The organism is Gemmatimonadota bacterium (genome assembly GCA_022560615.1).
Lineage (GTDB): Bacteria > Gemmatimonadota > Gemmatimonadetes > Longimicrobiales > Gaopeijiaceae > UBA1138.
This window is the reverse complement of the sequence record JADFSR010000021.1, coordinates 17,273-34,854: the sequence shown is the minus strand read 5'-3', so window position 1 is coordinate 34,854 and position 17,582 is coordinate 17,273. Positions and strand designations below refer to the sequence as shown.

15 protein-coding genes and 1 pseudogene are annotated in these 17,582 nt (G+C 64.9%); 6 read left to right on the top strand and 10 right to left on the bottom strand.

Going from position 1 to position 17,582, the window contains the following annotated elements:
• Window positions 1-2 precede the first annotated feature (2 nt).
• The 4 genes from IIB36_12810 to IIB36_12795 all read left to right on the top strand — a co-directional run bounded on the left by IIB36_12810 (window position 3) and on the right by IIB36_12795 (window position 5,142).
• Window positions 3-248 carry a type II toxin-antitoxin system prevent-host-death family antitoxin gene (locus IIB36_12810; protein ID MCH7532621.1) on the top strand — a complete coding sequence of 82 codons (246 nt, stop codon included), beginning with the start codon at window positions 3-5 and terminating at the stop codon, window positions 246-248.
• Window positions 245-631 (top strand): type II toxin-antitoxin system VapC family toxin, encoded by a 387-nt coding sequence (locus IIB36_12805; GenBank protein ID MCH7532620.1) that lies wholly within the window; start codon window positions 245-247, stop codon window positions 629-631. The genes IIB36_12810 and IIB36_12805 overlap by 4 nt, the downstream gene beginning before the upstream one ends.
• Before the next feature lie 279 nt (window positions 632-910).
• Window positions 911-3,856, top strand: coding sequence for a SusC/RagA family TonB-linked outer membrane protein (locus IIB36_12800; protein MCH7532619.1), 2,946 nt, complete (start codon window positions 911-913; stop codon window positions 3,854-3,856).
• An 11-nt stretch (window positions 3,857-3,867) separates the two neighbouring features.
• Window positions 3,868-5,142 carry a RagB/SusD family nutrient uptake outer membrane protein gene (locus tag IIB36_12795; protein ID MCH7532618.1) on the top strand — a complete coding sequence of 425 codons (1,275 nt, stop codon included), beginning with the start codon at window positions 3,868-3,870 and terminating at the stop codon, window positions 5,140-5,142.
• Between the two features lie 111 nt (window positions 5,143-5,253).
• Here IIB36_12795 and IIB36_12790 read toward each other — a convergent pair whose 3' ends face one another.
• Entirely contained in the window at window positions 5,254-5,625 is a 372-nt protein-coding gene (locus IIB36_12790) for a hypothetical protein (protein ID MCH7532617.1), read from the bottom strand.
• Window positions 5,626-5,850: 225 nt separating this feature from the next.
• On the opposite strand from IIB36_12790, the gene IIB36_12785 reads away from it, so the two are divergent.
• Together IIB36_12785 and IIB36_12780 are read left to right on the top strand one after the other, a co-directional pair.
• Window positions 5,851-6,318: a hypothetical protein gene (locus tag IIB36_12785; GenBank protein ID MCH7532616.1), complete on the top strand. Its 468-nt coding sequence runs from the start codon at window positions 5,851-5,853 to the stop codon at window positions 6,316-6,318.
• Window positions 6,315-7,229, top strand: coding sequence for a leucine-rich repeat domain-containing protein (locus tag IIB36_12780; protein MCH7532615.1), 915 nt, complete (start codon window positions 6,315-6,317; stop codon window positions 7,227-7,229). The genes IIB36_12785 and IIB36_12780 overlap by 4 nt, the downstream gene beginning before the upstream one ends.
• Before the next feature lie 25 nt (window positions 7,230-7,254).
• Here the strand turns inward: IIB36_12780 and IIB36_12775 are convergent, their stop codons facing one another.
• The 9 genes and pseudogenes from IIB36_12775 to IIB36_12735 all read right to left on the bottom strand — a co-directional run bounded on the left by IIB36_12775 (window position 7,255) and on the right by IIB36_12735 (window position 17,560).
• Window positions 7,255-7,944 (bottom strand): S8 family serine peptidase, encoded by a 690-nt coding sequence (locus IIB36_12775; GenBank protein ID MCH7532614.1) that lies wholly within the window; start codon window positions 7,942-7,944, stop codon window positions 7,255-7,257.
• Window positions 7,945-8,017: 73 nt separating this feature from the next.
• The gene (locus IIB36_12770) at window positions 8,018-9,751 is read right to left on the bottom strand and encodes an ABC transporter ATP-binding protein (protein ID MCH7532613.1); all 1,734 of its coding nucleotides are present in this window, start codon (window positions 9,749-9,751) and stop codon (window positions 8,018-8,020) included.
• 25 nt (window positions 9,752-9,776) lie between these two features.
• Window positions 9,777-10,151, bottom strand: a complete 375-nt coding sequence (locus IIB36_12765) for a hypothetical protein (protein MCH7532612.1) — start codon at window positions 10,149-10,151, stop codon at window positions 9,777-9,779.
• Window positions 10,148-11,242, bottom strand: coding sequence for a hypothetical protein (locus IIB36_12760; protein ID MCH7532611.1), 1,095 nt, complete (start codon window positions 11,240-11,242; stop codon window positions 10,148-10,150). The genes IIB36_12765 and IIB36_12760 overlap by 4 nt, the downstream gene beginning before the upstream one ends.
• Before the next feature lie 19 nt (window positions 11,243-11,261).
• Window positions 11,262-11,627, bottom strand: coding sequence for a quinohemoprotein amine dehydrogenase subunit gamma (gene qhpC / locus IIB36_12755; protein ID MCH7532610.1), 366 nt, complete (start codon window positions 11,625-11,627; stop codon window positions 11,262-11,264).
• Between the two features lie 27 nt (window positions 11,628-11,654).
• Window positions 11,655-13,106 carry a quinohemoprotein amine dehydrogenase maturation protein gene (gene peaB, locus IIB36_12750; GenBank protein ID MCH7532609.1) on the bottom strand — a complete coding sequence of 484 codons (1,452 nt, stop codon included), beginning with the start codon at window positions 13,104-13,106 and terminating at the stop codon, window positions 11,655-11,657.
• The gene (gene peaA, locus IIB36_12745) at window positions 13,103-14,872 is read right to left on the bottom strand and encodes a quinohemoprotein amine dehydrogenase subunit alpha (protein MCH7532608.1); all 1,770 of its coding nucleotides are present in this window, start codon (window positions 14,870-14,872) and stop codon (window positions 13,103-13,105) included. Before peaA ends, peaB begins: the two co-directional genes overlap by 4 nt.
• Entirely contained in the window at window positions 14,872-16,386 is a 1,515-nt protein-coding gene (locus IIB36_12740; GenBank protein ID MCH7532607.1) for a tryptophan 7-halogenase, read from the bottom strand. The genes peaA and IIB36_12740 overlap by 1 nt, the downstream gene beginning before the upstream one ends.
• 45 nt (window positions 16,387-16,431) lie before the next feature.
• Window positions 16,432-17,560, bottom strand: a pseudogene (locus tag IIB36_12735) (ATP-binding protein).
• Between the last annotated feature and the right edge of the window lie 22 nt (window positions 17,561-17,582).

Below are 17,582 nucleotides of genomic sequence, written 5' to 3'. Positions count from 1 at the left end.
TCATGATCCGTATCAATGTGCACGAGGCGAAAGCGAAGCTCTCTGAGTACCTCGCCCGCGTGGAAGCCGGCGAAGTCGTCGTGATTTGTCGGCGAAACGTGCCGGTTGCGGAACTGCGTGCTACCGCGCGAGTGAGCGAGGGGCCCCGTCCTTTCGGTCTGGCAACGGGGACGCTCGAAGTGTCGACTGCGTTCTTCGAGCCTCTCCCGCCAGACGTTCAGTTGGGTTTCGAAGGCTCCGAGCCGTGAACCTACTTCTGGACACCGTCACTTTTCTCTGGTGGGTGTCGGGAGATCCGGCGGTTACGGCCGACGCACGCGCCGCGATCGCGGATCCTACGCGACGCGTCTTTCTCAGTTCGGTATCGGCCTGGGAGATCACCGTGAAGCACGGGTTGGGAAAGCTCCCGCTCTCCGAGTCCCCTCAAGCGCTCATCCCCAGGTTGAGGAGGGACCACTCATTCGAGGAGCTGGCGTTGTGCGAAGCGGCCGTCCTTCAGCTTCCTCGGCTCCCGGCGCTCCATCGAGATCCGTTTGATCGCATGCTGGTCTGCCAGTCCATCGAGCACGGGCTCACGATCGTCACCCCGGACGAAGCGATCCGTGAGTACCCCGTCCGCACGCTCTGGTAGTCATCGCCAGAGTCCCCTCCACCCACCGCTCTAGCGGATCCACCCACACTCCGTGCTCGATCGGCCTTTGTGCCTCCGTCTTGGCCGATGGTGCCTACGATGCAATGGCCGTCCACGAGGCGGCCCAGCTGAATCCGAGGCCCCCGGCCGCCCTGAGGGAGAGGAACCGAAACGTCGGCGGGCGTTCGGTACGCGATGTGCTCTGTTGGTTAGACGGGCCCAACCGTACGTTGCGCAAGGGTCGGGAACCGACTCGTCATGTCGCAAGGGGAGGATGAGATGAAATTACGTGCGTTGTTTGCTTTTGCGGTGCTGGTTCTGGCATCGCCGAACCTTCTGGAAGCTCAATCGATCACAGGCGCTGTGCGGGACCAGGCCACCGGAAACCCGATCGAATCGGCGCAGGTCTTTTTGGAGGGCCTGGAGCTTGGCGTCCTCACGCGGAGCAACGGTGAGTATCTCCTCGTGAGTGTGCCCGTCGGCACACACACGCTAACCGTGCAGTCTCTCGGCTACCGGACGGAGTCCGTCACGGTGACCGTCGGTGCCGGACAGACCGTGGTTCAGAACGTCTTCCTCAGTCAGCAAGCGCTCGAGCTGGACGCACTCGTCGTGACGGGCACAGCGGCAGCGAGCCGAGTACGCGAGATCGGTAACTCCGTCGCGGTGCTCGACGCACGGGTCGCGGAGCTTCAGCCGATCACCAACGTCTCGGACCTTCTGCGGGGTCGCCTGGCCGGAGTCGTCGTGCAGCAGGGCTCAGGTGACGCCGGCACCGCATCCACGATCAAGATCCGCGGCAGCTCGACGATGCGGCTCGTGAACGACGGACCACTCATCTACATCGACGGTATTCGCGTCAACAACCGCATGGAGAGCGGCGGCCGGGACGTTTCCCGGATCGACGACCTCGACCCGGCGATGATCGAGAGCATCGAGGTGATCAAGGGGCCCGCAGCGGCGACGCTGTACGGCACCGAGGCCGCCAACGGCGTGATCAACATCAAGACGAAGTCGGGCGGTATCGGGGAAGCCCAGTGGAACTTCACGCTGCGACAAGGTTCGCAGTGGTTCCGGGATCCTGCCGGACACACGCCCACCAACTGGGGCGTGAATCCGAGCAGCGGTCAGATCGAGTCGCTCAACATCTTGGAGAACCAGGCGGAGTCGGACCTGATTTTCCGGAACGCCCGCACGCAGTACTACGGAATCGACGTGTCCGGTGGCACGGATGTCTTCCAGTACTTCATCGCCGGTTCCGCTTCCTCCGAAGACGGCGTGACACTGAACAGCTGGGCGAAGAAGTACAACGGCCGGGTCAACGTCAGAGCGCAGCCGAACGACGACCTGACGATCTCAGTGAACGCGGGTATCGGACTCACACGTCTCCGTCTCCCCTCCGACTTTCCATACGAGGAGGCGGTGTATGCTGACCCAACCCGGCTTGGAGCCGGTGACGCGCGGCGCGGCTACCGCAGAGCGACGCCGGAGTCCCGGATCGAGAAGGACCTCGATCTTCACGAGGCGAACCGCATGACAGCGGGCGTCACGGCGACGCACACGCCTACCGACTGGTTCACACAAAGACTCACGTTCGGCCTGGACGTCACCGACCAGCTGGAAGACCAGTTGGACAACTTCCTGAGTCCCGAGTCGGCGCAGTTCTACGGAACGAATACCGCCCTCGGCGGCAAGAGGGTGAATCGCGAGTCGGTGATCTACAGCACCTTCGACTACGCCACGTCGGCCACGCGAGACGTGTCGCAGAGCCTCCGGTCCACGACCTCGGCGGGCTTCCAGGTCTATACGAAGTCGATCAAGCAAGTGGTAGCGAACGGCCGACGCTTCCCTGCGATCGGCTTGGCGAGCGTCAGTGCCGCTGGCCTGCGCACGGGCTCCGACAACGTCGTCGAGAACAATACGGTCGGCGTGTACCTGCAGCAGCAGATCGGCTGGAACGACCGACTCTTCGTGACCGGTGCGATCCGCGCCGACGACAACAGCTCGTTCGGTGAGGACTTCGACCTCGTCTACTACCCGAAGCTCAGCGCGTCGTGGGTGGTCAGCGAAGAGAACTTCTGGGGCTTGGACTTCGTCAACTCGTTCCGGCTTCGCGCCGCCTACGGTGAATCGGGTCAGCAGCCGGATGCTTTCGACGCCCTCCGCAGCTTCACCACTCGGGCCTCGCCGTCTGGGAAGGCGACGTTGCGTCCCCTCTCACCCGGTAACAGCCAACTCGGTCCGGAGCGGGGTGTCGAGATCGAGGTCGGCTTCGACGCGAGGTTATTCGATGACCGTGTCTCCGTGGACTTCACGTACTACGACCAGACCACGAAGGACGCGATCGTGGGGCGCAACATCGCTCCCTCGACCGGCTTCACTGCTCAGAAGTTCGTGAACATCGGACGGATCAACAACCGAGGCGTCGAGCTCGCCCTGAACGCCCGCGTGATCGACACGCAGGCGTTCGGCTGGACGATCAATTTCAACGGGAGCACGAACAGGAACCGGATCGAGGAGCTTGGCCTCGACGGCTTCCTGCAGCTCGGATGGACGACGCGACACCAGGAGGGCTACCCGGTGGGCTCGCTCTTCGCCCCGAAGGTGATCTTCGCCGAGTACGTAGACGGCTCGGATCAGATCAATCGCGACACCATGCGTTGTGACAACGGCGGCGGGCAGCCGGTCGAATGCACCCCGTCCGCGTGGATCTACCAGGGACATCCAGATCCGAATTACGAGCTGTCGTTCGGGTCGTCGTTCAACATCGGCGATCGCCTCACGATCGACGCGCTCGTCCAGGGTAAGATCGGCCAGACGAAGTACGATCTGCAGGGCTGGTGGAGGTACGCCGCGTTCCAGCAGACGAGAGTCAACCTCTTCCCGCGCGAGCACGACATCAATACAGTTGCCGAGGCCCAATTCGGCGCCAGCGGCGAGTTCGCACTTTGGGTCAACAAGGCGTCGTTCGTCCGGTTTAGGGAACTCTCACTCACGTACCGGATGCCGGACGAGTGGGTGCAGAAGCTCGGGTCGACCCGAGGGACCCTGAGTCTCGCGACTCGCAACCTCGGCATGCTCTGGACCAACTGGCAAGAGTGGCCGCACCACGATCCGGAGGTTATCGATCCAAGCAATACCTTCAGCGGAAACCGGGAACCGCAAGAGGATTCCGGCATCCCGCCGCTGACCTCGATCACACTCACCGTCCGCCTGGGCATGTAGGAGGCTAGATCATGACGAAAAGATCGATGACGATCCCTGCCCTCGTGCTCTCCTTGACGGTCTTCATGGGTGCGTGCGACGCGCTCGACGACCTTCTCACGGTTGAAGCTCCTTCGAGGGTCGTGGCGAGCGACCTCGAGAATCCGGCGGCGGCCGCGCTCCTCGTGGCCAGCGTGGCCAACGAATTCCGGTGCACGTTGACCTACTATGCGACCGCGAGCGCCCTTACCGGGAACGAGTGGAGGGACGCCTCGAACAACTCGGTCCTGAACATCTGGGATCAGCGGGTGCACGACACGAGCGGATACGGGTCTCAGTACGCGAGCGCCGACTGCGGGAGCAATCAACCGGCGATCTATAAGCCACTCTCCAGAACGCGTTGGCTCGCCGACCTGACACTCGGGCTCTTGGCTGGCTGGGATGTCGCCGACGTTCCGGACAAGGCGGAGTTCGAGGCCGAAGTGGCGATGTACGCCGGGTTTACGTACACGCTCTTCGGTGAATCCATGTGCTCCGTCGCGTTCGACGAGGGGCCGGAGCAGACCCCGACGGACGCTTTCAATCTCGCCATTCAGCGCTTCGACCAGGCGATTGCCGCGGGCGCGGCGGGTGACATCCTCAACGCCGCCCGGGTCGGCAAGGCGAGGGCGCAGCTCAATCTGGGCCAGAAAGCGGCAGCCGCGACGACTGCCTCAGCGGTGCCGGCTGGCTTCTCGTTCGAGCTGGCCTACTCCAACGCCGAGAGCGTCACGCGTAACAAGCAGTGGGAGTTCAATATCGATGACGAGAACGTGACGGTCGCGGAGCCGTACAGGAACTTCTCGTACGACGGAGTGCCCGATCCACGGGTGGCTGTGACGGACGAGGGGACCACCAACCCCCAGACCGGCATCGCGATCTGGACGGCGGACAAGTACCCCGACGCCAGTTCGCCGGTCGAGATGGCGAGCTGGGAGGAAGCACAGCTCATCATCGCCGAGGCCGCTATCGAGTCCGGTGACTTCGCGAACGCGGTGGCCATCTTCGACGCGCTGCATGCCGCGGTGGGGCTGCCGGCGTACTCGGGCGGCCTCAACACGGCAGAGCTCATGGACCAGATCGTCTACGAGCGCTCGGCCGAGATGTTCCTGGAGGGGCACCACCTTCAGGACCTCAAGCGCCTCAACATTCCGCTCTTCCCGGCGACCGGGACGGACGACGGCTTCGGAGGCGCGTACGGGAGTCAGATATGCTTCGATCTTCCGGCCACCGAGTTCCAGAACAACGTGAACATCGGCGGAGGTTGATCGAGGCCTGGACAGCGGGGAAGCCGTCGTTCCCCGAAAGAGTCGGAGGCGGGCCGCTCGCGGTCCGCCTCCGATTTCGTGTTCAGTTAGTGAGAAGACCGGACGGCCCGATCAGCGTCCGGTCGCGATGTTGATGACCCCCGCTGGGTGTCCAGTGCCCCAGCGGGTCGTTGCATCGGCTGTACCGACGAACCGCATACTCAGGATCTGACTGGAGGGAATCCCGTGGAGCGTACTCAACGCCCCATGGCGGATCTCGTCGAGATAGACGACGGGATACCTCGCGCTCGCATCGGTGAAAGAATTCTGGCCGCGGGCACGAAGCCAACCGGGGCGTAGGCGTCGGATCAACTCCATCGCGGTGTGATAGTTGTCCCCACGGCTCACGATCTCAGCGTGGCCGATCTCGTCGGGCGACCACGGTTCGTCCTCGAGTTCTACGGTAGTCGGCCTGTCGGAGAACGGGCTGGGCGAGTTCGTCATGGCGCTACTACAAGCGGCGGTCGAAACCGCGACGGCGAGGCCCGCGACGAAAAGTCCAGGCCTGCCACAGATCGAGCAGCGCATGATAGCCCCAGTGCACCTCGGGAAGACGTACTGTAGCTTACGATACACGCGCGACCTCGGCATGTTCGCTCGTCGAGGGTCCCTGCGACGCACTGCGTGCTGAACGGCAGTCGCGCTTCACCACAGAAAGGCGATCTAGGCATGAGTGTCAGGGTTTCCGCGGCGCGCCCGTTGCTGACCGTAATCCTTTTGGGACTGCTCGCCGGATGTAGGACGTGGCAGCCTGCGACGGTCAGCCCGGAGAGACTGATCGCCGAGCAGCGGCCCTCCTCGGTGCGGGTCACGGTCTCCGGGGGAGCCACGATCACCTTGAAACATCCGCTGATCATCAACGACTCGATCGTCTCGTCCGAAGCGCCCGCAGCCGGCGCCACGTTTGTGCCTCCCAGGCTCGGCGTCCTATCGGGGGATGTGCGCTCGCTCGAAGTGGCGCGGTTCAGCCCGGTGAGAACGATCGCCCTGATCGCGACTATCGCGGCCGTCTCGGTCGGATGGGCCAGGGCGGCCGGCGGCTCGCGGGGAGGGTCGACGGTGGAACCCGGGCTACCAAAGGGGCTGGCCCTGCTGCATTGGGGTGGGCTTCAACTCGTGTGGGGACTGTTTCGATGAAGCGCGGGTCGCGTGTGCTGGTGACCGGGCTGCTGCTCTCCACTCCAGGGTGTAGTGACTCCACCGGGCCACTTCTCGGCCCCGAGGAACTCTGCGGCAGTCAGGAGAACGCGGTCGCGGCATTCGCGGACCCCGGTCTCGAAGCCAAGGTGCGGACCGCTCTGGGGCTCGCCAGCGGCGGCGCGCTCACGTGCGAGCTCGTCACCTCTCTCGAGTCCCTGCCCGCCAACGATGGCGGGATCACGAGCCTGGCGGGGGCGCAGAATCTCACCGGCCTCGATGAGCTGCTTCTCGCCGGCAACTCGATCTCCGATATCAGCGCGCTGAGTGGGCTCACCGGCCTCGAGCTCCTCGACCTACGCGAAAACTCCATCACGGACATCAGCGCGCTGAGCGGGCTGTCCAGCCTCATCGGCCTCACTCTCAGTCGGAATTCGGTCAGCGACGTCAGCCCGCTTGGCGGCCTCACTGGTCTGCAGGTCCTCGGCCTGGATCACAACTCGATAAGCGACATCAGCCCGTTGGCCGGGATCACTGGCATGCTTCGCTTGGTCCTCTTCAACAACTCGATTACCAACCTCACCCCGCTGAGTGGGCTGACCGACCTCAACCTGCTCGACCTAGGCGAAAACTCCGTCGCCGAGCTCTCTCCTCTGAGTGGCCTCACGACGCTCGCGGTCCTCGGCCTCGATGGGACCTCGATTTCGGATGTCGGCCCGCTGACTGGGCTGACGTTCCTGACTACCCTTGTGCTCGACAACAACAACGCGCTTACTGATATCCAGCCCTTGATCGACAACGCGGGGCTTGGGAGAAACGCCACGGTTTATCTCACCGGGACGAACGTGCGCTGCGAGGATATCGCGATGCTGGAGGCGAACGGCGTCACGGTGATCTCAGAGTGCCCCTGATCTCCAAGCGCCGGTAGTGTCGGCGTCAGACCCGTTCCCCCTCACTCCGGAGCGCATCCATCGCGGCTTCGGCCGATCGCCGCCCGGGGCTTCCGGCGAGGGCCGCGGCGAGCGCTCCGGTGGCGTTCGCGACCGCGAAGCTGATTCCGTTGAGATTGCGCTCGGGCGGCACGCCCGGGATCGGGCGTGGGTAGCCCGACGCGACGAGCGCAGAGCCGCCGGACTCGAGAACGACCGTCGCTACCCTCTCTCTGGGTTGATCCCAGGACAGCATCACGCCCACGACGCCCTCCAGGCACCCGGGGTACATGGGTTGTCCCTCGTGCTCGTGCGCGGAGACGATAATCGTTCCCCGCTCGATCGAGCGCTCGACGGCCGGCACCAGCTCGTCGGCACGAAAGTCGTTCGGCGTGCCCAGGCTCAGGTTCACGAGTCGGACACCGCGCTCGGACGCCCAGTCGATCGCGCGCACCAGCGTAGGAACAGTGGTCGCGAGCGCGTCTTCGAAGACCTTCACGGCGTAGATCTCGGCAGCCGGCGCCTTCTCGTGGATCGCGGAGGCGACAGCGGTGCCGTGACCCAAACCGTCCGTATAGTCCTCGTGCTCCTTGCCATGCAGGTCGATGAACACCCCGCCCGCGACTCCCGGCAAATGGGGGTGAGGTACGTTGACGCCGCTGTCGACGATCGCGACGGTGACGGGGGCGTCAGTCATCGTCGGAGGGGGCCGACTCCAACAGCTTCCGCTCGGGCCACCCGCCGACGGTCTTCGTGGTGCGGCGACGCACTCATCTGGTCAGCACGTCCAGGAAGACATCGCGAAACGCCCGCCCCTCCGCCTCGAGAACACTGGGCGGACCGTCTTCGGCGACCTTGCCGTCCTCGATGACGACAACCCTGTCCGCCTGTCTCGCCAGGTCGATACGGTGTGTGATCACCACCGTGGTACGACCGCGCATGAGCTTGTCGTAGCCCGCGAGCACCACGGCCTCGGAGGCCGGATCGAGTGCCCCGGTGGCTTCATCGAAGATCAGCACCGCGGGGTCGGCGAGGAACGCGCGCGCGATGGCGAGTCGCTGGCGTTCGCCGGCCGACAGTTGGCTTCCGCGTTCGCCTACCACGGTCTCGGTACCGTCAGGCATGTGCGCAACCAGGTCGGACAGACCCGCGGCTTCGATCGCCTCGTCGATCTCCGCGTCTGTCGCGTCCGGGCGTGCGTAGCGAACGTTCTCGGCAACCGTGGCGTGGAAGATGAACGGAGCGTGCTCAACGACCGCCACTTGCCGCCGAACGTCCTGCAGCGCCAAGGACCGCAGATCGTGGCCGTCGAGCAGCACTCGCCCCTCTTCCGGGTCGAGCTGCCGAGAGAGTAGATCCGCGATCGTCGACTTGCCGCTGCCGCTCGCGCCCACCAGGGCGACGACTTGGCCGGCAGGGATCTTCAGGTCGATGCCCGCCAGCACCTCACCACCCCTGCCGAACCCGAAGCGCACACCCTCGAGCGCGACCGCTCCCTCGCACTCCGTCAGCGCCACGGGTTCGTCGGGCTCGGTCACCTCCGCGGGTGTGTCGAGCAGATCGTGCACGCGCACGAGCGACGCGCGCGCCGTGGCGAGGTTGGAGTACAGCCCCATCAGCCCCTGGATGGGCGACATGAGGCGCATCTGGTACGCCATGAACGCGATGAACGTACCGAGCGTCGTCGCTCCATTGATGACGCGGTAGCCTCCATACAGGAACACCGCGCCCGTGCCCACCGAAAGCATGAGGCCCGGCAACCCACCCGCGAGGTACGTGAAGAGTCGCATGGAGAGCAGCGCGTCGACGAACGAATAGTTCTTCCCCCGGAACTTCGTGACCTCTCGCTCCTGCGCGTTGGCGCCGACCACGGTGCGCATGCCCTGCAGCGTCTCGATCAGGAACGTGCCGATGTCGGCACTGCGTTCTCTCAGCTCTCGTACCCGGTCCTCGAGCTGTCTGCGGTAGCGCACGAGCGCGAAGAGCGCGGGCGGAAGCGCGATGAGCCCTACCATGAAGAGCCGAACGTCGAGATAGATCAGCATGCCCACGGTGCCGATCAGCGCGACCACCTGACCGAACCAGGAGAGTGCAGCCTCCGTGGTCACGCGCTGGATCTCGCTGATGTCCCCGTTGATGCGCGAGACTACGTCGCCCAGAGGCGTCTTGGCGTAAAAGCGAGGCGACAGACGTTGCAGATGCCGATACAGGTGCAGCCTCATGTCGAAGAGGATGTCGGCGGACACCCTCATGTAGCGCATGCCGCTCAGCACGTTCATGCCGAACGAGAGCACCGTGACCCCGACGAACAGGCCGACGATGCGCGTGAGCGTGCCGAAGTCCTGTGCGATCAGCGCATCGTCGACGAGCACCTTCGACAGATACGGAAGCACCAGGTTGAGCGCGGTCCCCGCCAGCGAGAGCAGGACGACCGGTACCAGAGGCGCCGCGTAGGGGCGCACGAACGCCAAGGCACGCTTGAAGTGAGGGTCGAGCAGCGTCACGTCACGACAGGGGCGTGGATGTGTCCTACCGCTTCACTCCCGTGATCGAGCCGGTGCCGATGTCGCCCAAGTCCAAAGCACCAGTGAACCCGTCACCCTCGAAGGTCAGCGTAAACTCGATCGAGAACTGGGGCATGGTCCCGGCGAATGTGACTTCCATGCCGTCCACGGCGAAATCCGTGAGCGCGACAGTACCGAGGTCGGTTGTGAGACTGCCCGTGTAGGCGCCGTCCATGCCCTCGATCGTCATCGAGCCAGCCATCTCGGTGCCCATCGCGTCGATGGTGATGTCGAAGACGCCAGCCGGGGTGAACGGAGGGGGCGGTGGCGGCTCCGGCGGCCCTGACGAGCATGCCGCGACCACCAAGACGAGGGTGAACGACATGGCGAAGCGTTTCATGGTGTGCTGCCTCCTTGGGGAATCACCGCCACACCGGTCATGTCTTCGTCGAAGCTGACCGTGCGCAAATACTCGAATGTGCTCGAGTCGTAAATGTCGATCGTGTTTCCGGCGACGTGAATGTACAGTTTCTGTCCGTCCGCGCTCACTTGCAGTCCCATGCGGGGTCGGCCCGCGAAGGGGACGCGCTGCGCGACGCGCCGGTTCACGAGGTCGAATTCCCAGAACTCGTAACGGCCGATCTCCGCGAACAGGCCGAACGCCTTCTCGCCGCCCGGGGCGACGCTGAAGCGGCCGACGGGCTCGTTGGTGCCGAGCGTGTAGAAGTCGACTTCCTTCTCGGAGAGCCGCACGCGCGCGATGCCCATCATGCGTCGGTTCTGCGCCGGGTCGGTCATGCGGAAGAGGCTCGTCACGACACCGTCCTGATCATACGTGCCTGGGGTCACTCCGAAGCTCGGCCGACCGAGGCCGGGTTCGAGTGCCTGGGAGATCTCCCAACGATCGACTTCCTCGAAGGTCTCGGCGTCGAGGGCGATGATGTCGTCCGTGAAGAGGTAGAGCGTCTTGCCGTCGGGTGAGTACCGGAAGCTGACGTTCTCACGCTCTTCGCCGTCCGGCCACGGGATCGTGTCGCTCACCGTCTTGGTGATCAGGTCGTACTCGAGGATGAACGGCCCTTCCACCTCGTAGCGATCGCTGTGCTTGGTATAGCGCTTCACGAACAACACGGCCCGCTCGTCCGACGGATGCGGCGCGAAGCTGCCGATGCGCACGGCCACGTTGCCCTCGGAGAGCGTGAACTCGTCGATGACCTGGTTCGTCCCGAGGTCCACGACTTCGACCTTCTGCGAACTCGCCTCCATCACGTACAGACGGTCCTTCTTCTCGTTCACCACGATGTCGGTCGGGATGAAGTTGCTCACCTCGATCCGGTCGACGACCTTTTCGCTCGCCTCGTCCCACACCAGCAGGTGGTTGCTGTACGTGGCGATGTACCAGCGGGCGTTGGCCTGGGCCTCGAGGGCGGCCACTCCCACAGCCGCCATCAGGACGAGCGCCGCAGCGCTTCGGATGAGCGAACGCATCATATCAGGGACTCGCCGGCGGCTAGGGGAAGATGAGATCGAGCGTCCGCCAGTCCTTCTGGGCAGAAGCGCACTTGCCGGTCCAGTCTGGCGCGTGATTGAGCTGGTCGGGCACGTGCGCCGGCCAGAAGCAATTCAAGTGACAGTCGAAGAGGTCGCGCTCCACCGGCTGGCACAGACCCGCGGTCCCGCCCTGCCGATCCGCTTCCCAGCCGGGGAAGAAGACCAGCGAGCATCCCAGCGGGAAGTGCGGCCCATCTTCTTCGTGTGGCGGTCTGCTCTCGAGCGCGACCACGTCGAGCTCGGCTACCCTCGCTTCTTCAGCCTCGTACGCAACGTACGCCTCGATGCGAGCGGCTTTCTGGTTGATGCCTTTCAGGTGCTTCACTCGTCGCCTCCCTTTCCGATCACCCTTCTATGCATCGAAACGCTCCAGGAACTTCGGGTTCTTCTCGGCCAACGCTCCGTAGATCTCCAGGCACATGTGCGTCCAGCTACGAACCCAGGTGCAGTAGTGCAGGTTCGGGTGCGTCGACTCACCGTACTGAACGTGAGCTTCGTGATAACATCCGCCTGAGCAGATCGGACGTGCCCAGCAAGTGTGACAGTCGGTCTTCGAGGCGATGTGGTGGTCTCGCAAGAACTTGTTCTGCACATCGCGATCGATGCCTTCGGTGACCGAGCCGATGGTGTGCTCGGGTGAGCCCGCGAAGCGGTGGCACAGCGCGACGTTGCCGTCGGTCGACACCCCCATCAAGCCGAGCCCCGCGCCACATCCGTACGCCTTGCTCACGCCCTTGTGGATCTCCTCGAGCGTATCCTTCACGTTCGAAAAGCCGTGGTGCTCGTCACGGAGCGCGCACTGGAGCCACTCCTGGGCGAGGATCTCGAATTGGCCGAGCATCGAATCCTTGCCTTCGGGCGTGATCGCATAGTCCCGCTCGTCCTGGGAAGTCACCGGTGCGAGACCGACCTCCCAGAAGCCCATGTCCTCCGTGAGATGACGGAAGATCTCGAGCACGTCCATGTTCTTCTGCGTGAGCGTGACCCGCGCTCCGATCGGCCGGCTCCGGTGTACGCGCAGGAGCTCTTTGATCTTCGGCTGTATCACATCGTACGTGCCCTTGCCGTTGTGGAAGACGCGTAGCCCGTCCTGCACCTCCTTCGGGCCGTCGATCGAGATCGTCACGCCGATCTGGTTGTCGGCGAGCCACTCGATGATTTCGGGGCGGAGCAGCGTGGCGTTGGTCGTCAGAGAGAACTCGATGCGCTTGCCTTCCTCCGCTGCGCGCCGGCGCGCGTAGGCGACGGTCTTCTGCAGCACCGGGAAGTTGAGCAGCGTTTCTCCCCCGAAGAACGTCAGGTGCGCGACCTCCTGGCCGCGCGACTCCTTGAGCAGGAACTCGACGCTCTCTTCGGCCGTCCGCTCGCTCATGAACTTGGGTGCGTCACCGTACTTGGTATCGACGATCTTGTCCTCGCCGTACTCGTAGCAGTAGGTGCACGCCAAGTTGCACTTGTTGGTCACGTTGAGGACTATCGTCGTGAGCGGGAAGCCGGCCGGCGGTAGGTCGTTCGGTACTTGCTGCTTGGGCGCGTCCACGTCTCCGATCGCTCGGATCTCGGTGAGCTCCTCGATCGTCTCCACGATTTGCTCGATCGAGTAGTCGCTCGAGAGCTCTTCGATCAGCGACTCGGCGCCTCGTGGTCCGCCCTCGAGCGCGTCGAGGATCGCTACCGACGGACCATCCATCCGGAAGATGCCCGCGGACGGCACCATGTAGAGGAAGCGAGCACCGTGCGCCTCGAAGGCGTGGAATTCGCGCAGCGCGATGGTTTCCGACGCGGTCGTCACGGGTGGGTTCATCGGGAGACCTCCTTCCAAGGTTCAAAGCGCATGTAGAGCGGAACTGTCACCAGCAGGTGCGCACGAGCGCGCAACTCTGCTCCCTCCGTCGTCCTATGGGTCGCGATCACCCACGCGTCGCCGACGTTGTTACGACTGCCCACACGGTCGGGATTCGGCCCGTCGATCGCCGGAACGAACGTCCCGTCCTGGCCCATCGAGCCGATGAAAGCGACGTCGTCGTCTCCGAACGTCGCGGCGTATTCTTCCACGGACCAGGACACGTCTACGCGACCGAGGTTCAGGTCGTCGTCGGTCTCGGGCTCGCCGTCCGGTCCGTCGTCGAAGCCGATCGCCTCATAGGTCTGGTATCCCTTCGGGAAGTTGCCTCCGCCCACTCGGGCCATGCCCGTCTCCGGGGTCACCGCGATGCGGTCCACGCCGTCATGAACGACGAGCGCGCCCTCGAGAAATGCACCGAAGGCGAAGAGATCGCGCGCGCCGATCTGGGCGTCGTCCGCGACGGTGAGGCTCACGCGCAACGCGCCGTCATTCGGGCCACTCACGGAGACGACGGTGACGCCAGAGCCGAAATCGAGGCCCGCTACAGATCCGGCGGTCAGCCCCCCGCCGAATACACGAACCTCGACCGGCTCCCCGCGCGCCACCGCCTTCGGGTATACCCCGGTAATGATCGCTTCACCGCCCACACGCCGCAGCTTCACGTCCGGGCCGATCTCATCGTACGCGCCCGTGAACCAGCGGCCCGACATCTCGCGCTGATCCCGTTCCACGAACATGACCTCGCGCAGCTCCGAGTCCGCGCCCGGGTTCGAGCGCCCGCGCCACTGGTATCCGGTGTAGACCAACGCCTGCCCGGAGCGCTCCACGGCGTCACCGCTTTCGGCGTACATGTAGGACGCCGTTGTCGTGAAGGCCGCGTCGTCGTCCGGGTTCGCCGAGATGGTCACCGTTCCGTAGATCGGGCCCTTGCCAGGCTCGTAGCCGGAGAGCGCCCATGTGCCCGCCAGTCGGGGCGGACGCATCGTCGCAGACCACGCGGACCACTCCGTGGTCTCGAGCGGATAGACGCTCGAGAGGTGATCGATCGCCCTGTCCATCGGGTGGCGTCCGTCCGGCGGACGTCCATCCGGACCTGGCTCGGTCGGGGCTGGGCCGCGGCGCCTGAACTGAAAGCGGTCCACCAGCGGATAGAGTGCGCGGTGCGTCGCGATCAGCAGTCCCCACTCGTCCTTCGTGCGGCGTTGCGTCATCACGCGCCCCATGGAATGACATTGGATGCACGTGAACTCGACGCCCGAGTCACCCTCGTAATCGTGGTCGGTCAGGCGTCGCTCCACCTCGAAGAGGGCAGGGCGCAACTCTTCGGGAGCGATGCCCTGCCGGTCCGAGAGGTAGCGCACGATCTCCCGCGCCGCTGTGGGCGTCAGCCCTACGTCGTGCAGCGCCACCATCCTGCGGATCGACGTCTGCCAGCCTTCGGGCGTCTTGCGTAGATACGAGATCCGGGTCATGCGCCCCTCGTCGTGGACGGCATGACACCGTTGGCAGCTCTCGATTACGACTTGGCTCGTGATCGCATACCCCTCTTCGTCTTCGTCTTCCTGCGCGAACGCCGGTGAGGCAGTCCATGCGAGAGAGACCGCTAGGCCAGCGACTGCAAGAGCGATGCGTTTGGCAGACACCATCAGGCGGGTGGGGTGTTTGGGAACGGTGACCCGATCATCCTGGGAGGCTGACCGACGATCCGCCAGGGTTGCGCGCATCAATCCTTCCGATGCTCGAGCAGACCTGCGGCGAACGCAGTGGCGAGCGCGGTCAAAAAGTCCGGGAGCGGCACGGGTGCTTCGACTCCGTTGTAGGCGCTCCACAGCTCGGGGACCTGGTCGTGCTCAGGCGCCAGTTCGCTCATCGTGCGCAGATCCACGCTCCTCAGGAAGCGGATGCCCTCTGGGTGCTGGTCGGTTGCCAAGTGCTGTTCGAGCACGATCCTCTGGTGGGCGATCGCAGCTCTCTCGATCGGCCGAACCGTCGAGCCGCGGACCGCACCGAGTGACTCCCGGGCGCGGATTCGCTCGAAGGCCGTGCGCACGTCTTGCTCCGACACCGGCGGTCCGTCGAGGGCCTCGAGCCGATCGACGTCGAGGCCGTCTCTCTCTCCGCCGGCGGTACGCGCGGCTTGGGCGCGCGTCGCCCAGTATATATGTCCGTATGCGGCAGCCGCTTCCTCGAAGAATTCGGCGGCGCGCCGACGGTAGCTCCGGTAGACCTCGCGTTCACGGGTGTCGAAGAAGTCGACAGCGACCTCCGTCATCGGCGGGTCGATGAGCGCCGTGTGCGCCGTGACCCCCGCGAGCCATCCCGACGCCAGCGCCTTCTTCACTCCGTACGAGGAGAGGGGGTCGATGCAAGACCCCGCGTCGCCGGCGAGGACGAGACCCGGCCGTGCATACTGGGACGCGCAGTAGAGCGACGCCGGGCACGCCCAGCCCTCGTCCTCCGGAGTCGCGCCCTCGAGCAACGCGCCGAGATGCCGCGTCTTGGCCAGCTCCGTCTCCAGCATCGCGCCGACATCGACGCCCGACAGCTCCGCGTGGCGCTGATCGATCATCGCGGTCACGCATCGGGTCTCGGACGAGAGCGGCACCGACCATCCCCATCCGTCCTCGTAGCTCTCGATGAGCGTCTGGCCGAGCACTTCATCCCCCCAGCCTCCCGGGCGCCGGAATCTGCGGAGCAACGCCAGCGTGGTCGTGGAACGGTCCGGCTCGCGCACGTCGCGGGCGAGCAGCCCGTGCCGACCCGTGGCGTCGATGAGCCACGGGGCGCGCAGCTCGAGGGTTTCGCCGTTGGCGCCCTCACAAGTGACACTCCATCCGTCCTCGCTCTGCACCGCCGCGCGGGCCAGCATGCCGAGCAGCAGGCGGACGCCGCACGATTCCGCGGCCGCGACCAGTACGCGCTCGAGGCCGACTCGGTCCACGTGGAAACCGGGCTCTTTAGTCCCGAATCGCTCGCCGCGCGCGTCGGCGTCCGCCCACCACACGGTGTTGCCGGTGTTCGCATAGAAGCCGGCCGCCTCCACAGCCTCGAGCACCTCCAGCTCGGAGAGCAGTCGCCGCGCGGACGGCGGAATCGATTCGGCGAGCTTCCCGGCCGGATGGGAAGCGGGACGGACGAGCACCACCTCGTGGCTCCGGCGGGCAAGCAGCGTGGCCGCCGCGGTGCCGGCGGGACCGCCTCCGAGCACGATGACTTCGAACGAGGTGCGGTCAGACATGGGGCGGAAGTCTATCGAGGGTTGGAGTGTGGGCAAGTACGGCTCTCACCACTCGAAGTCTTGAATCTCCTGCCACGGGATGAGACGCACATCGTTGCGACGCCCACGCTGCGTCCCCCCGTGTACCAGAGACAGCTCCGCCTGCAGGTGCTGATGCCGCTCCCGCAAGGCGTCGCCGAACGCGATCAGCCGCTCGAGGAAGTCTTCCGCCACCGTTGCCCCGGACTTGGCTTCGACCGCGCGGACGGTGTTGCCCGCTTCGACGATCAAGTCCACCTCGGCGCCGCGGTCTTCGCGCAGATGAAAGAGATCAGCGGGCTTGGCTGCGTGCGACCGGGCCTTGAGAATCTCCGACGCGACCCAACTCTCGAAGATCGCTCCGCGCAGCGGATGGAGTCGAATCTGCTCCGGCTCTCGGATGCCCAGCAGCCAGCATGCGAGGCCGGAATCCACGAAGTGGAGCTTCGGAGCCTTCACCGCTCGCTTCCGGAGATTGCGCTGCCATCGCGGCGTTCGGAAGACGACGAAGCTCGCTTCGAGGACTGAGATCCAGGAGCGCGCGGTATTGTGTGTCACGCCTGCGTCGGCACCGAGGCTCGAAAGGTTGACCGTCTGGCCGGTGCGCGCGGCGAGCAGCCTCAGGGACGTGGCGAACGATTCCAGGTCGGTGACGTTCAGGACCTGTCGAACGTCCCTCTGCACATAGGTAGTCGCATAGTCCCCCAGCCACTGCGATGGCACCAGGCTGCGATCGTGGATCCGCGGGTATCCCCCCCGTGAAAAGCGTATCCCAAAGATCTGATGGCCGGGACGGAAAGCGGCGCACCTCGTCTAGGCTCAACGGGAGCAGGTGGAGTTGCCCAACTCGGCCTGCGAGCGACTGGGTGATCGCGTCGGTCAGCCCAAAGTGCTGCGAGCCGGTGAGGATGAACCGCCCCGGTGTAGGATCCGCGTCCACGGCCTCCTGGAGATACGAGAAGAGTGCCGGAGCCCGCTGCACCTCGTCGATGACAGCGCCGTCCTCGTACTCGCTCAGGAAGCCTCTCGGGTCGTGGACCGCGAAGTCCCGGACGTCGAGCGGTTCCAACGAGACGTAGGGCAGGTCCGGAAACGTGGCTCGGCACAGTGTCGTCTTCCCAGACTGTCGCGGGCCAATCTGCACAATCAAGCCCAAGAGGACACAAGCGCTCGTCCCC

What these genes read in the sequence shown, in the direction of transcription:
- IIB36_12810 (MCH7532621.1), top strand. Translation starts at nt 3, where the DNA reads ATGATCCGTATCAATGTGCACGAGGCGAAAGCGAAGCTCTCTGAGTAC.
- IIB36_12800 (MCH7532619.1), top strand. Translation starts at nt 911, where the DNA reads ATGAAATTACGTGCGTTGTTTGCTTTTGCGGTGCTGGTTCTGGCATCG.
- IIB36_12795 (MCH7532618.1), top strand. Translation starts at nt 3,868, where the DNA reads ATGACGAAAAGATCGATGACGATCCCTGCCCTCGTGCTCTCCTTGACG.
- IIB36_12790 (MCH7532617.1), bottom strand. Translation starts at nt 5,625, where the DNA reads ATGACGAACTCGCCCAGCCCGTTCTCCGACAGGCCGACTACCGTAGAA.
- IIB36_12785 (MCH7532616.1), top strand. Translation starts at nt 5,851, where the DNA reads ATGAGTGTCAGGGTTTCCGCGGCGCGCCCGTTGCTGACCGTAATCCTT.
- IIB36_12780 (MCH7532615.1), top strand. Translation starts at nt 6,315, where the DNA reads ATGAAGCGCGGGTCGCGTGTGCTGGTGACCGGGCTGCTGCTCTCCACT.
- IIB36_12775 (MCH7532614.1), bottom strand. Translation starts at nt 7,944, where the DNA reads ATGACTGACGCCCCCGTCACCGTCGCGATCGTCGACAGCGGCGTCAAC.
- IIB36_12765 (MCH7532612.1), bottom strand. Translation starts at nt 10,151, where the DNA reads ATGAAACGCTTCGCCATGTCGTTCACCCTCGTCTTGGTGGTCGCGGCA.
- IIB36_12760 (MCH7532611.1), bottom strand. Translation starts at nt 11,242, where the DNA reads ATGATGCGTTCGCTCATCCGAAGCGCTGCGGCGCTCGTCCTGATGGCG.
- peaB (MCH7532609.1), bottom strand. Translation starts at nt 13,106, where the DNA reads ATGAACCCACCCGTGACGACCGCGTCGGAAACCATCGCGCTGCGCGAA.
- peaA (MCH7532608.1), bottom strand. Translation starts at nt 14,872, where the DNA reads ATGCGCGCAACCCTGGCGGATCGTCGGTCAGCCTCCCAGGATGATCGG.
- IIB36_12740 (MCH7532607.1), bottom strand. Translation starts at nt 16,386, where the DNA reads ATGTCTGACCGCACCTCGTTCGAAGTCATCGTGCTCGGAGGCGGTCCC.